Source organism: Streptomyces sp. (assembly GCF_031178505.1).
Taxonomy (GTDB): domain Bacteria; phylum Actinomycetota; class Actinomycetes; order Streptomycetales; family Streptomycetaceae; genus Streptomyces; species Streptomyces gulbargensis.
The window spans coordinates 1-14,099 of record NZ_JAPSIW010000094.1; the positions used below are offsets into that span (position 1 = coordinate 1).

The following is a 14,099-nucleotide window of genomic DNA, read 5'->3' on the forward strand; positions in this document are numbered from 1 at the left end:
ACGAGGCCTCCATGCTGGACCTCCTCCTCGCCAACAAGCTGGTCAAGGCGGTGGCACCGGGTGCCCACCTGCTGCTCGTGGGCGACGTGGACCAGCTGCCGTCGGTCGGCGCGGGGGAGGTGCTCGGCGACCTTCTCGCCCCGGACAGCCCCGTGCCCGCCGTCCGGCTGACCCGGATCTTCCGGCAGGCCCAGCAGTCCGGGGTGGTGACCAACGCGCACCGGATCAACTCGGGGCTCCCGCCGGTCACCGACGGCCTGCCGGACTTCTTCCTCTTCGTGGAGGAGGAGACGGAGGACGCCGCCCGGGTCGCCGTGGAGGTGGCGGCCCGGCGCATTCCGGCCAAGTTCGGCCTCGACCCGCGCCGGGACGTGCAGGTCCTGGCCCCCATGCACCGCGGCCCGGCGGGCGCCGGAGCCCTCAACGGTCTCCTCCAGCAGGCCATCACCCCGGGCCGGCCGGACCTGCCGGAGAAGCGGCTCGGCGGCCGGGTCTTCCGCGTAGGTGACAAAGTCACCCAGATCAGGAACAACTATGACAAGGGGGCCAACGGAGTCTTCAACGGCACGGTCGGCGTGGTGACCTCCCTGGACCCCGTCGAGCAGCGGCTCACCGTGCGGACGGACGAGGACGAGGAGGTGCCGTACGACTTCGACGAGCTGGACGAACTCGCCCACGCGTACGCGGTCACCATCCACCGCTCGCAGGGCAGCGAGTATCCGGCCGTGGTGATCCCGGTCACCATGAGCGCCTGGATGATGCTCCAGCGGAACCTGCTCTACACGGCCGTGACCCGGGCCCGGAAGCTGGTCGTCCTGGTCGGGTCCCGCCGGGCCGTCGCCCAGGCGGTCCGCACGGTCTCGGCGGGCCGGCGCTTTACCGCACTCGCCCACCGGCTCACAGGGGGCACCCTCGTGTGAAAGATCACGGGGGACTTCCGGAACCGGGGCGAAGGGGGCAGGATGAGCAGGTTGGCGGCACTGAGTGCCGCCAATTGGCCCAATGGTCGACCCCGAGTGCACTCTCCTGAGCCAAATGGGGGATGGTAGAGACAGTCAGGGCACCTCGAAGAAGAGGCACTACGTCGGTGAGGGATGACGTGAGCGACAACTCTGTAGTACTGCGGTACGCGGACGGTGAATACACCTACCCGGTGGTCGAGAGCACCGTCGGCGACAAGGGCTTCGACATCGGTAAACTCCGAGCCCAGACCGGTCTGGTCACCCTGGACAGCGGATACGGCAACACCGCCGCCTATAAATCCGCGATCACCTACCTCGACGGTGAGCAGGGCATTCTGCGGTACCGCGGCTACCCCATCGAGCAGCTGGCCGAGCGCTCCACCTTCCTTGAGGTGGCGTACCTGCTGATCAACGGTGAGCTGCCGAAGGTCGACGAGCTCGCGACCTTCAAGAACGAGATCACCCAGCACACGCTGGTCCACGAGGACGTCAAGAACTTCTTCCGCGGCTTCCCGCGCGACGCCCACCCGATGGCGATGCTGTCCTCGGTGGTCTCGGCGCTGTCCACCTTCTACCAGGACAGCCACAACCCGTTCGACGAGAAGCAGCGTCACCTCTCCACGATCCGGCTGCTGGCCAAGCTGCCGACCATCGCGGCGTACGCGTACAAGAAGTCGATCGGCCATCCGTTCGTCTACCCGCGCAACGACCTCGGCTACGTCGAGAACTTCCTGCGCATGACGTTCTCCGTCCCGGCGCAGGAGTACGAGCTCGACCCGGTCGTCGTGTCGGCCCTCGACAAGCTCCTCATCCTGCACGCGGACCACGAGCAGAACTGTTCGACCTCCACCGTCCGCCTGGTCGGCTCCTCGCAGGCGAACATGTTCGCCTCGATCTCCGCCGGCATCTCCGCCCTCTGGGGCCCGCTGCACGGCGGCGCCAACCAGTCGGTCCTGGAGATGCTGGAGGGCATCCAGGCCAACGGCGGCGACGTCGACTCCTTCATCAACAAGGTGAAGAACAAGGAGGACGGCGTCCGCCTGATGGGCTTCGGCCACCGGGTGTACAAGTCCTTCGACCCCCGCGCCAAGATCATCAAGGCGGCGGCGCACGACGTCCTCTCGGCCCTCGGCAAGTCCGACGAGCTGCTGGACATCGCGCTGAAGCTGGAGGAGCACGCGCTCTCCGACGACTACTTCGTCTCGCGCAACCTCTACCCGAACGTGGACTTCTACACGGGTCTGATCTACCGCGCGATGGGCTTCCCGACCGAGATGTTCACGGTCCTCTTCGCCCTCGGCCGCCTCCCGGGCTGGATCGCCCAGTGGCACGAGATGATCAAGGAGCCGGGTTCCCGCATCGGCCGCCCGCGCCAGATCTACACCGGCGAGGTCCTGCGCGACTTCGTCCCGGTCGAGGCCCGCTGACCGTCGCGTCGCGCCTGCGGCGAGTGAGCCGAAGGGGCGCGACGGTGTCGAGGAGGCGAACGCGCGGAGGCCCGACGAAGGAGGGCCGAGCACGATCGTCGCCTCGACACCGGCTCGAGCGCCCCGGAGGCGAACCGAGCCCCCGGAAACAAGGAAAAGCGCCCCGCCACCGATCCCCCCACGGGTCGGCGAGCGGGGCGCTTCCCATATCCCCGGTGCGGATTCCCCCCACGGGATCCGGGCCGGGCGTCTGCCGGGTTCAGCAGAGGCTGCGGGGCCGCGCGGTATGCCGGGGTACGTACGGGAGGGCCGCTCAAAGCTCCCCGTGCACGTGCCCCGGCCAACGCTTGCCCGGGACGTCCCCCAAGACATCCCGTGAACGTCCCCCAAGACGTTCTTGGCATCGCCCACTTAGACCCACGAAGGGCCCGGATGGTTACCCCCAAATATCTGTGATCTAGGTCTCGTTGTGAAGGTCCTGTGCGTCACGTGGAGGTCAATTCACGTGAAGTGCCGCAGCCGGAGACTGTGCGTGACGACGAAGACGGACGAAAGGGCCATCGCCAGGCCGGCGATCATCGGGTTCAGCAGCCCGGCCGCCGCGAGCGGCAGCGCCGCCACGTTGTAGCCGAAGGCCCAGCCCAGGTTGCCCTTGATCGTCGCCAGGGTCCGCCGGGAGAGCCGGATCGCGTCCGCCGCCACCCGCAGATCACCCCGGACCAGGGTCAGGTCGCTCGCCTCGACGGCCGCGTCCGTCCCCGTCCCCATCGCGAGGCCCAGATCGGCGGTGGCCAGCGCGGCGGCGTCGTTCACCCCGTCGCCGACCATGGCGACCGTCCGGCCCTCCGCCTGGAGCCGCCGGATCACTCCGGCCTTCTCCTCCGGCAGCACCTCCGCGATCACCTCGTCGATGCCGACCTCCGCCGCCACGGCCTCCGCCGCCGCCCGGTGGTCCCCGGTGAGCAGCACCGGCCGCAGCCCGAGCGCGCGCAGCCGGGCGACCGCCTCCGCGCTGGTCTCCTTGACCGTGTCCGCGACGGTCAGGGTGCCGCGAGCCCGCCCGTCCCAGGCCACGTGCACCACCCCGGGCCCGGCCGTCCCCGGCACCTCGATCTCCTCGGCGGCGAGCAGGGCCGCCCGCCCGACGACCACCAGATGCCCGTCGACCGAACCGCGCACCCCGAGCCCGGGCACGTTCTCGAAGGTCTTCGGTACGGGCAGCTCGCCCAGCCGCGCGAGGGCGCCGGCCGCGACGGCGCGGGCCACCGGGTGCTCGGAGGCGTGCTCCAGGGCGCCCGCGAGCCGCAGCAGCTCGGCCTCGTCCGTGCCGTCGGTGCCGTACCGGCCCCCGTGCACGCGCACCCCGGTCAGCTCCATGCGCCCCGTGGTGACCGTGCCGGTCTTGTCCAGGACGACCGTGTCGACGCGGCGCGTGGACTCCAGGACCTCGGGGCCCTTGATGAGGATGCCGAGCTGCGCGCCCCGCCCGGTGCCGACGAGGAGCGCGGTGGGGGTGGCGAGGCCGAGCGCGCACGGGCAGGCGATGATCAGGACGGCGACGGCGGCGGTGAACGCGGCCGCCGCGCCCCGGCCGGCGCCGAGCCAGAAGCCCAGGGTGCCGAGCGCGAGGAGCAGCACCGCCGGTACGAAGACGGCGGAGATCCGGTCGGCGAGCCGCTGGACCCGCGCCTTGCCGCTCTGTGCCTCCTCCACCAGCTGGGCCATCCGGGCGAGCCGGGTGTCGTCGCCGACCCGGGTGGCCTCGACCACCAGGCGGCCGGAGACGTTCAGACAGCCGCCGGTCACCGGGTCCCCGGCGGCCACGTCCACGGGCAGCGACTCGCCGGTGAGCAGGGAGGCGTCGACGGCGGAGGCGCCCTCGGTGACGGTGCCGTCGGTGGCGACCTTCTCCCCGGGCCGTACGACGAAGAGGTCGCCGGTCCGCAGGGCGGTGACCGGTACGCGGACCTCCGTGCCGTCCCGCAGGACGGCCACGTCCTTGGCGCCGAGGTCCATCAGGGCCCGCAGCGCGGCGCCCGCCTTCCGCTTGGCGCGGGCCTCCAGCCAGCGGCCGAGGAGGAGGAAGGTGACGACCCCGGCCGCGACCTCCAGGTAGATCGCGGAGGCCGCGTCGGCCCGGTCCGCCGTGAGGTCGAAGCCGTGCCGCATGCCGGTCATGCCCGCGTCGCCCAGGAAGAGCGCCCAGAGCGACCAGCCGAAGGCGGCCAGCGTGCCGAGCGAGACGAGGGTGTCCATGGTGGCGGCGCCGTGCCGGAGGTTGGCCCAGGTGGCCCGGTGGAAGGGCAGCCCGCCCCACACGACCACCGGCGCGGCGAGCGTGAGCGAGAGCCACTGCCAGTGGTCGAACTGGAGGGCGGGGACCATCGCGAGGAGGACCACCGGGGCCGTGAGGACGGCGGAGACGGTCAGCCGTCGCCGCAGCGTGACCAGCTCCGGGTCCGCCCCGCCACCGGGGGCGTCCGCGTCCCCGGCGGGAGCGGAGGCGGGTTCGGGCTCCGGAGGCGGGGGCTCCTCGGCGGTGTAGCCGGTCCTCACGACGGTGGCGATCAGCGCGTCGACCCCGACCTCCGGCGCGTGTTCGACGCGCGCCTTCTCCGTGGCGTAGTTGACGGTGGCGGTCACGCCGTCCATCCGGTTGAGCTTCTTCTCGACGCGGGCCGCGCAGGACGCGCAGGTCATCCCGCCGATCCGCAGCTCGGTGACGGTGGTGCTGGGCATGTGCGGTTCCAAAAGGGGAGCAGGGCCGTACCAGGCAACGGTACGGCCCTGCGGTGCGCGGAGCGGCGTCAGACCAGCTCGTAGCCCGCCTCGTCCACGGCGGCGGCCACGGCCTCGCGGTCGAGCGGCGCGGCGGAGACGACGGTGACCTCGCCGGTCCTGGCGACGGCCGTGACGGAGGAGACGCCCGGCAGCGCGGAGATCTCGCCGGCGACGGCCCCTTCGCAGTGGCCGCAGGTCATGCCCTTGACCTGGTACACGGTGGTGAGTTCGGTCTTCGTCTCTGCGGACATGGGGCTCTCCTCCTGAGGCTCACGTGCGTACGGAACACAGATTATACCCCTAGGGGGTATTGCGCCACCGGGTCCGGGCCCGCGCCGCGCCGACGGGCGCGGGCGGAGGCGCCCGTCCAGTGTCATGCGGCGGCGGGGCGACAGGCCGACGCCGGGCCCCGGAGTGTTCCGGGACCCGGCGTCGGGTCGGGGAGGGCGGCCGGCCGCCGCGGGATCAGCCGCGCCGGTCCCGGTTGCCGGGCCGGCTGGCCACCCAGGCGCGGATGGTGTCCGCGTACCAGTAGGGCTTGCCCGACTCCACCTGGTCGGGCGGCGGCAGCAGTCCGTGCTTCCGGTACGAGCGGACCGTGTCCGTCTGCACCCGGATGTGGGCCGCGATGTCCTTGTACGACCAGAGCCTTCTGTCCGTCATGCCTGGCACCTCCCTGCTCGCCGCGCAGCGTGGCGGGGGTGCCGTTCGGGAGCGCTGCGGGCGGGCGTAGACGATCACTGAGCCTGTGCCCGTTGAACGACCCCTCCCGACAGGAGGAGAACGGCTGTCGAACTCCTGTGACGTAAAACCCGCGTAACCAGGACATGTGTGACAGCGGGGCGACGCGCGTGACACAAGTGACGCACGCGCCCCACGGCGTGTCCGCGTGCGCGGCGGCCCGCCGGGCGGCTCAGTACCCGCAGGAGCGCAGGAAGCGGCGGGTGCGCAGGGCGATCGGGTACGGCGTGTCCGGCTCGCACGGGTACATGTCCTGCTCCACGATCGCGAACAGCTCCGCGTCGAGCCCCCGGGCCGCCGCCAGCACCGGTTCGAGGGCCGGCACCCCCGACGGCGGCTCGCACATCACGCCCCGCGCCACCGCGGGCCCGAACGGCAGCCCCTCCGCCAGCACCCCGGCCAGCACTTCCGGATCCACCTGCTTCAGATGCAGATAGCCGATCCGCTCCCCGTACGCCTCGATCAGCTTCACACTGTCCCCGCCCGCGTAGGCGTAGTGCCCCGTGTCCAGGCACAGCGCCACCGCCTCCGGATCGGTGGCGTCGAGGAAGCGGGTCACGCTCTCCTCGCCGTCCAGATGCGTGTCGGCGTGCGGATGCACCACGATCCGCAGCCCGTACCGCTCGCGCACCTCCCGCCCCAGCCGCTCCGTCAGTCCCGTCAGGTTCCGCCACTGCTCGGCGGTGAGCGTCGGCTCCTCCAGGACCTCACCCGTCCGGTCGTCCCGCCAGAAGGACGGGATGACCACCAGATGACCGGCGCCCATGGCCTGCGCCAGCGCGGCGTTCTCGGCGACGTGCGCCCAGGTCCGCTCCCACACACCGGGACCGTGGTGCAGCCCGGTGAAGACCGTCGCGGCCGACACCCGCAGCCCGCGCCGCCCGGTCTCCTCCGCGAGCACCGCCGGATCGGTGGGCAGATAGCCGTACGGACCGAGCTCGATCCACTCGTAACCGGCGCCGGCCACCTCGTCCAGGAACCGCTGCCACGGCACCTGCCGGGGATCGTCGGGGAACCACACCCCCCAGGAGTCCGGTGCGGAACCGATGCGGATACGGGACGGCGACGGCGGGGGCGGCTTCGTCATGCCTGCCACCTTGACCGGGGCCCGAGAGCACCGTCAAGACAGTCGTCCGAATGTCCGGACATATCGTTGACACGCCTCCCGACGGACCGTTAGACCTGGGGACGGGTCCGGAGGCGAGAGGTGGCACGGGTGGAGACGGAGCCGTACGACCTGATCGCCCTGGGGCGGGTCGGCGTGGACCTGTACCCCCTGCGGACCGGCGTCGCGCTCGACCGGGTGGAGACCTTCGGCAGGTTCCTCGGCGGCTCCCCGGCCAACGTGGCCGTCGCCGCCGCCCGTCTCGGCCGCCGCACCGCGCTCGTCAGCCGCACGGGGGCCGACCCGTTCGGGGCGTACCTGCGCCGTGAGCTCACCGCGTTCGGGGTGGACGCCCGCTGGGTGACCGAGGTCGACGGACTCCCCACCCCGATCACCTTCTGCGAGATGTTCCCGCCGGACGACTTCCCGCTCCACTTCTACCGGCGCCCCAAGGCACCCGACCTGGAGATCCACCCGCACGAGCTGGACCTGGGCGCGATCCGCGCCGCCCGCGTCCTGTGGGCCACCGGCACCGGCCTGTGCGAGGAACCCAGCCGCACCGCCACCCTGGAGGCGCTCGCCGCCCGCTCCGGCCGCGAGGTGACCGTCCTCGACATGGACTGGCGGCCCGCGTTCTGGCCCGACCCGGCCGCGGCCCGGCCGTACTACGCCGAGGCCCTGCGGCACGCCACCGTCGCCGTCGGCAACCTCGACGAGTGCGAGGTCGCCACCGGTGAGCGGGAACCCCGCGCCGCCGCCCGGGCGCTGCTCGCCTCCGGCCCCGGCGTCCGGCTCGCGGTGGTCAAACAGGGCCCGCGCGGCGTCCTGGCCGTCGCCGCCGACGGCACCTCGGTGGAGGTCCCGCCGCTCCCGGTGGAGGTGGTCAACGGGCTCGGCGCGGGCGACGCCTTCGGCGGGGCCCTCGTCCACGGGCTCCTCGCCCGCTGGGACCTGGAGCGGATCCTGCGCCACGCGAACGCGGCCGGCGCCATCGTCGCGGGCCGCCTCGCCTGCTCCCCGGCCATGCCGTACGCGGAGGAGATCGCGGAGGCCCTGGCGAAGGGCACCGGCACGATCCCGGAGCGGGACCCGGAGACTTCCCGGACCGTGCCGGTGGCTTCGGCGGCGGGGACTTCGCGAACCGCGCCGGTGGCTTCGGTGGCTTCGGGGGCGGGGACTTCCCGAACCTCACCCGGCGCGATCCCGGAGCGGGGGCGGGGATCCGTCGTGCGCTCCGACCGGACCGGCACCGCCGCCCGCACGCTCCACCTGCCCGCCGGGACCGCCGCACGCGGCCCGTACGCCGTGCGCGTGGACCCGGAGGACGCCGGATGGGAGCACGCCGCCCTCCGGATCCTCGACCTCCCGCCCGGCGGAACGCACGACTTCGGCAGCGGGGACGCCGAATGGGCCGTGCTTCCCCTGTCCGGTGCCTGTACCGTGCGCGTCGACGGCGAGACCTTCGAACTCCAGGGCCGCGGCAGTGTGTTCGACGGCGTCACGGACTTCGCCTACGTACCCCGCGACGCCCACGCCCAGATCGCCTCCGGTGCGGGAGGCCGCTTCGCTTTGGCAGGAGCGAAGTGCGAGCGACGACTCCCCGCCCGCTACGGCCCCGCGCCGGAGGTACCCGTCGAGACCCGCGGCACCGGCAACCGCACCCGCCGGGTACGGAACTTCGCCTCGGCCGACGCCTTCGCCTGCGACCGGCTCATCGCCGTCGAGGTCGTCACCCCGGGCGGCAACTGGTCCTCCTACCCGCCCCACAAGCACGACGAGTACCACCCCGGCACCGAGTCGGTCCTGGAGGAGATCTACCACTACGAGATCCAGGGCCCCGGCGGCTACGCCTACCAGCGGATCTCCCCCTCCCGCCCCGGCGGCGCCGACCTCCTCGCCGAGGTCCGCGGCGGCGACACCGTCCTCGTGCCCGACGGCTGGCACGGCCCCTCGATCGCCCGGCCCGGCCACGACCTCTACTACCTCAACGTCATGGCGGGACCCGGCCCGGAACGGGAGTGGCGGATCCGCTTCCACCCCGACCACACGGAGGGATACCGGTGACGCGCCGCCCCGGCCGTACGGAGGGACCCCGGTGACCCGTCACACCGACCGTACGGAGGCACACCGGTGACCCGTCACACCGTCGCCCAGGCGCTCGTCCGCTTCCTCGCCGCCCAGTACACCGAGCGCGACGGCGTCCGGCACCGGCTCATCGCCGCCACCTGGGGCATCTTCGGCCACGGCAACGTCGCCGGCCTCGGCCAGGCGCTCGTCGAGCACCGCGACCTCATGCCCTTCCACCAGGGCCGCAACGAACAGGCCATGGTCCACGCGGCCGTCGGGTACGCCCGCCAGAGCGACCGCCTCTCGGCGCACGCCGTCACCACCTCCATCGGCCCCGGCGCCACCAACCTCGTCACCGGCGCCGCCCTCGCGACCATCAACCACCTGCCCGTCCTGCTCCTCCCCGGCGACACCTTCGCCACCCGCCCCGCCGACCCCGTCCTCCAGCAGCTCCAGCTCCCCACCGCCGGCGAGGTGTCCGTCAACGACTGCCTGCGCCCGGTCTCCCGCTACTTCGACCGCGTCGACCGGCCCGAGGCGCTGATCCCGGCCGCCCTCGCCGCCGTCCGCGTCCTCGCCGACCCCGCCGAGACCGGCGCCGTCACCCTGGCTCTCCCGCAGGACGTCCAGGCCGAGGCGTACGACTGGCCGGAGGAGTTCTTCGCCGAGCGGATCTGGCGCGTCCGCAGGCCGCGGCCCGACACCGCCGAACTCGCCGCGGCCGTCCGGGCGGTCCGGGAGGCCGAGCGGCCCCTCGTCGTCGCCGGTGGCGGCGTCCGGTACAGCGGCGCCGAGGACGCCCTGCGGGCCTTCGCCGAACGGGCCGGCCTCCCCGTCGCCACCACCCAGGCCGGCAAGGGCGCCCTGCCGTACGACCATCCCTGCGAGGTCGGCGGCATCGGCCACACCGGCAGCGCCACCGCCGACGACCTCGCCCGGAGCAGCGACCTCGTCATCGGCGTCGGCACCCGCTACACCGACTTCACCACCGCCTCCGGCACCCTCTTCGCCCCCGGCACCCGCTTCCTCAACCTCAACATCACCGGCTTCGACGCCCACAAGCAGGCCGCGCTGCCGCTCGTCGCCGACGCGCGCGAGGGACTCACCGCGCTCACCGAGGCACTCGCCGGCCCCCGCCCGCCGGCCCCCGCCGGCCCGTACCCCTGGACCGCCGCCAAGGACGAGTGGCAGCGGCGGATCGACGCCGCCTACGCCGCCCCCGACCCGTCCGCCCGGCCCACCCAGACCCAGGTCCTCGGTGTCCTCGACACCCTGGCCGACGCGACCGACATCCTGATCAACGCCGCCGGCTCGCTCCCCGGCGACCTCCACAAGCTGTGGCGCACCCGCTCCCGCGACCAGTACCACGTCGAGTACGGCTACTCCTGCATGGGCTACGAGATCCCCGCCGCCCTCGGCGTCCTCCTCGCCGCCCCCGGCCGCCCCGTCTGGGCCCTCGTCGGCGACGGCACCTACCTGATGAACCCCACCGAGATCGTCACGGCCGTCCAGGAACGCCTGCCGCTGAAGCTGATCGTGCTCCAGAACCACGGGTACGCCTCCATCGGCGGCCTCTCGCAGGCCGTCGGCGCCGAGCGGTACGGCACCGACTACCGCTTCCGGGACCCGGACGGCGGCTTCACCGGGCCGCCGCTCCCCGTCGACCTCGGCGCCAACGCGGCCTCCCTCGGCATGCGCGTGCTGCGCCCCCGCACCGTGCGTGACCTGCGGGAAGCCCTCGCCGACGCGCGGGAGGCGACGGTTCCCACATGTGTCTACGTGGAGACCGAAACGGCAGACACAGTGTCGGGCGCGCCCTCCGCCCAGGCGTGGTGGGATGTGCCCGTGGCCGCGACCTCGACCCGCCCGTCGGCGGTCGGGGCCCGCGAGGAGTACGACCGGCACGTCACCGCCCGACGCCGCCATCTGTGAAGGAGCACGCAATGACGAAGACCGTCCACCACTGGATCGGTGGCAAGACCGTCGAGGGCACGTCGGGCAACTGGGGTCCCGTCACCGACCCGGCCACCGGCGCCGTCACCACCCGCGTCGCGCTCGCCTCCGCCGAGGAGGTGGACGCCGCCGTCGCCGCCGCCAAGGACGCCTTCGCGACCTGGGGCACCTCGTCCCTCGCCCAGCGCACCACCATCCTCTTCGCGTTCCGCGCGCTGCTCGACGCCAACCGCGACGCCCTCGCCGAGCTGATCGTCGCCGAGCACGGCAAGGTCCACTCCGACGCCCTGGGCGAAGTGGCGCGCGGCCTGGAGATCGTCGACCTGGCCTGCGGCATCACCACCCAGCTCAAGGGCGAGCTGTCCACCCAGGTCTCGAACCGGGTCGACGTGGCCGCCATCCGTCAGCCGGTCGGTGTCGTGGCCGGCATCACGCCCTTCAACTTCCCGGCCATGGTGCCGATGTGGATGTTCCCGATCGCCATCGCGACCGGCAACACCTTCGTCCTCAAGCCGAGCGAGAAGGACCCGTCGCCCTCCCTGAAGATCGCGGAGCTGCTCGCCGAGGCGGGCCTTCCGGACGGCGTCTTCAACGTGCTCCACGGCGACAAGGTGGCCGTCGACCGGCTCCTGGAGCACCCGGACGTCGCCGCGGTCTCCTTCGTCGGCTCGACGCCCATCGCCCGGCACATCCACGCCACCGCCTCCGCGAACGGCAAGCGCGTCCAGGCCCTCGGCGGCGCCAAGAACCACATGCTGGTGCTGCCGGACGCCGACCTGGACGCGGCGGCGGACGCGGCCGTCTCGGCGGCGTACGGCTCCGCCGGCGAGCGCTGCATGGCCATCTCCGCCGTCGTGGCCGTCGGTTCCATCGGGGACGAGCTGGTGGAGAAGATCCGCGAGCGCGCCGAGAAGATCAAGATCGGCCCCGGCACCGACCCCGCCTCGGAGATGGGCCCGCTCATCACGGCCGCCCACCGCGACAAGGTCGCCTCGTACGTCCACGGCGCGGCGGACGAGGGCTGCCAGGTCGTCCTGGACGGCACCGGTCACACCGTCGAGGGGTACGAGGACGGCCACTGGATCGGCCTCTCCCTCCTGGACCACGTGCCGACCACGGCCGCGGCCTACCGGGACGAGATCTTCGGCCCGGTCCTGTGCGTGCTGCGCGCCGAGACGTACGAGGAGGGCGTCGCGCTCATCAACGCCTCGCCGTTCGGCAACGGCACCGCGATCTTCACCCGTGACGGCGGCGCCGCCCGCCGCTTCCAGCTGGAGGTCCAGGCCGGCATGGTCGGCGTGAACGTGCCGATCCCGGTGCCGGTCGGCTACCACTCCTTCGGCGGCTGGAAGGACTCCCTCTTCGGCGACCACCACGTCTACGGCAACGACGGCGTGCACTTCTACACGCGCGGCAAGGTGATCACCACCCGCTGGCCGGACCCGTCCGAGGCCCCGGCGGGCGTGGACCTGGGCTTCCCGCGCAACCACTGACCCCGCGCACACGAGGGCCCCCGGGGTGCGCACCCCGGGGGCCCTCACCGCGGGTGGTCACCAGCGGGAGTGCAGCAGCCGGTTCGGGGAGCCGGTCCGCGGGTCCTGGACCTTGCCGGCCGTCGCGTTGGCCGCGAGGGCGGAGCTCACCTGGGCCGGGGTGGCCGTGGGGTGGGCCGCCAGGTAGAGGGCGGCGACGCCCGCCGTGTGCGGGGCGGCCATGGAGGTCCCGGAGATGGTGCTGGTGGCGGTGTCGTTGTCCTTCCACGCGGAGGTGACCGAGACGCCCGGTGCGAAGAGGTCCACGCAGGTGCCGTAGTTGGAGAAGGAGGCCCGCTTGTCGGCGGAGTCCGTGGCGCCGACGGTGATCGCCTCGGGGACGCGGGCGGGGGAGTAGTTGCAGGCGTTCGCGGGCCAGCCGAGGATGTTGCCGTTGCCCGCGGCCACCGCGTAGGTGACACCGGAGGCGATGGACCGCTTCACGGCGTCGTCGAGGGAGGCGTTGGCCCCGCCGCCGAGGCTCATGTTGGCGACGGCGGGCTTGACCGCGTGGGCCGTCACCCAGTCGACGCCCGCGATGACGCCGGCCGTCGTGCCGGAGCCGCTGCAGTTGAGGACCCGTACCGCCACCAGTTTCGCGCCCTTGGCCACGCCGTACTTCGCGCCGCCGACCGTGCCCGCGACGTGGGTGCCGTGGCCCTGGCAGTCCTGGCCGTTCTGCCCGTCGCCGACCGTGTCGGTGCCGACCGTGGCCCGGCCGCCGAAGTCGCTGTGCGAGGTGCGGATGCCGGTGTCGATGACGTACGCCGTGACGTTGGACGCCGTGGTGTCGTACGTGTACGTGGTCGACAGCGGCAGGTCGCGCTGGTCGATCCGGTCGAGGCCCCAGGTGGCGCCGTTCTGGGTGTCGGTGATCCGCACGGTCGTGTTCTGCTCCACGTACGCGACCCGGGGGTCGGCGGCGAGCTCGGCGGCCCTGGCCTTCGACAGGGTGGCGGAGAATCCCTTGAGCGCGGCGCGGTACTCGTGCTTCGGGGAGACTCCGAGGTCGGCGGCGCGGGTGGAACCGTCCTTCAGGACGACGATCCAGCTGTTCTCGACGGCGGTGGCGGCGGGGGCGAGCCGCAGGTCACCGAGGGCGGGGGCGCTGCGGGCGGTGGGGGAGACCGCGAGCTGGAGGCCGGCGGCGAGCGCCAGGGCGGGGACGAGGGCGGCGAGGCGGCGGGGGATCCGATTCATGTGGGGGGCACCTGAACCTTTCGTCGGCCGGAGGTGTCCCACAGAGTGACGCGTTGTCATGTGCAACACAAGGGTGCGGTCCGGACGTCCTCCACCTCCTCACCGAACGTCCGCCCCCCGCTCTCCGAACCACCGCGAGGTGCCGCTCGTCGGCGGAGCGCCGGGCAGCGGGCGAGGGCCTCCGAGGGGCGCGGGGCGGCGGGGGCCGGAAGGGGACAGCCCCGCGGGGGCCCGTGCGCGGGGGAGGGGGCGGTTCCCGAGGAGTCCCGCGCACGGCCGCGAGACGGGCGGTCCTCGGGGCGGCGCCGACCGTTCCGTCCCTCGGCGCCGT

Annotated in this window: 10 protein-coding genes and 1 pseudogene; 6 read left to right on the top strand and 5 right to left on the bottom strand. The window is 72.9% G+C overall.

Going from position 1 to position 14,099, the window contains the following annotated elements; translation table 11 throughout:
* Positions 1–920, top strand: a 920-nt coding sequence (locus RIF68_RS09880; RefSeq protein WP_309050781.1) for an ATP-binding domain-containing protein, incomplete at its 5' end; no start/stop codon positions are given.
* Between the two features lie 179 nt (positions 921–1,099).
* Positions 1,100–2,389, top strand: a complete 1,290-nt coding sequence (locus RIF68_RS09885) for a citrate synthase (RefSeq protein ID WP_309050782.1) — start codon at positions 1,100–1,102, stop codon at positions 2,387–2,389.
* Between the two features lie 501 nt (positions 2,390–2,890).
* On the opposite strand, the gene RIF68_RS09890 is transcribed toward RIF68_RS09885, so the two are convergent.
* From RIF68_RS09890 to RIF68_RS09905, 4 genes are all read right to left on the bottom strand, one after another.
* Positions 2,891–5,128: a heavy metal translocating P-type ATPase gene (locus tag RIF68_RS09890; protein ID WP_309050783.1), complete on the bottom strand. Its 2,238-nt coding sequence runs from the start codon at positions 5,126–5,128 to the stop codon at positions 2,891–2,893.
* A gap of 68 nt (positions 5,129–5,196) precedes the next feature.
* Positions 5,197–5,421 (bottom strand): cation transporter, encoded by a 225-nt coding sequence (locus RIF68_RS09895; RefSeq protein ID WP_309050784.1) that lies wholly within the window; start codon positions 5,419–5,421, stop codon positions 5,197–5,199.
* Between the two features lie 214 nt (positions 5,422–5,635).
* The gene (locus RIF68_RS09900) at positions 5,636–5,833 is read right to left on the bottom strand and encodes a MerR family transcriptional regulator (protein WP_309050785.1); all 198 of its coding nucleotides are present in this window, start codon (positions 5,831–5,833) and stop codon (positions 5,636–5,638) included.
* A 250-nt stretch (positions 5,834–6,083) separates the two neighbouring features.
* Positions 6,084–6,998, bottom strand: coding sequence for a sugar phosphate isomerase/epimerase (locus tag RIF68_RS09905; RefSeq protein ID WP_309050786.1), 915 nt, complete (start codon positions 6,996–6,998; stop codon positions 6,084–6,086).
* 129 nt (positions 6,999–7,127) lie between these two features.
* On the opposite strand from RIF68_RS09905, the pseudogene iolC reads away from it, so the two are divergent.
* From iolC to mmsA, 4 genes and pseudogenes are all read left to right on the top strand, one after another.
* Positions 7,128–8,081, top strand: a pseudogene (gene iolC / locus RIF68_RS09910) (5-dehydro-2-deoxygluconokinase); the annotation flags it as partial.
* Positions 8,082–8,327: 246 nt separating this feature from the next.
* Entirely contained in the window at positions 8,328–9,080 is a 753-nt protein-coding gene (gene iolB / locus RIF68_RS09915) for a 5-deoxy-glucuronate isomerase (RefSeq protein WP_309050790.1), read from the top strand.
* Between the two features lie 66 nt (positions 9,081–9,146).
* The gene (gene iolD / locus RIF68_RS09920; RefSeq protein ID WP_309050787.1) at positions 9,147–11,015 is read left to right on the top strand and encodes a 3D-(3,5/4)-trihydroxycyclohexane-1,2-dione acylhydrolase (decyclizing); all 1,869 of its coding nucleotides are present in this window, start codon (positions 9,147–9,149) and stop codon (positions 11,013–11,015) included.
* Positions 11,016–11,026: 11 nt separating this feature from the next.
* Positions 11,027–12,529: a CoA-acylating methylmalonate-semialdehyde dehydrogenase gene (mmsA, locus tag RIF68_RS09925; RefSeq protein ID WP_309050788.1), complete on the top strand. Its 1,503-nt coding sequence runs from the start codon at positions 11,027–11,029 to the stop codon at positions 12,527–12,529.
* A gap of 57 nt (positions 12,530–12,586) precedes the next feature.
* On the opposite strand, the gene RIF68_RS09930 is transcribed toward mmsA, so the two are convergent.
* On the bottom strand, positions 12,587–13,768 hold the full coding sequence (locus RIF68_RS09930) for a S8 family peptidase (RefSeq protein ID WP_309050789.1): 1,182 nt from the start codon (positions 13,766–13,768) through the stop codon (positions 12,587–12,589).
* Positions 13,769–14,099 lie beyond the last annotated feature (331 nt).

Coding starts and splice junctions, on each gene's coding strand:
- RIF68_RS09890 (WP_309050783.1), bottom strand. CDS start 5,128: ATGCCCAGCACCACCGTCACCGAGCTGCGGATCGGCGGGATGACCTGC.
- RIF68_RS09895 (WP_309050784.1), bottom strand. CDS start 5,421: ATGTCCGCAGAGACGAAGACCGAACTCACCACCGTGTACCAGGTCAAG.
- RIF68_RS09900 (WP_309050785.1), bottom strand. CDS start 5,833: ATGACGGACAGAAGGCTCTGGTCGTACAAGGACATCGCGGCCCACATC.
- RIF68_RS09905 (WP_309050786.1), bottom strand. CDS start 6,998: ATGACGAAGCCGCCCCCGCCGTCGCCGTCCCGTATCCGCATCGGTTCC.
- mmsA (WP_309050788.1), top strand. CDS start 11,027: ATGACGAAGACCGTCCACCACTGGATCGGTGGCAAGACCGTCGAGGGC.
- RIF68_RS09930 (WP_309050789.1), bottom strand. CDS start 13,768: ATGAATCGGATCCCCCGCCGCCTCGCCGCCCTCGTCCCCGCCCTGGCG.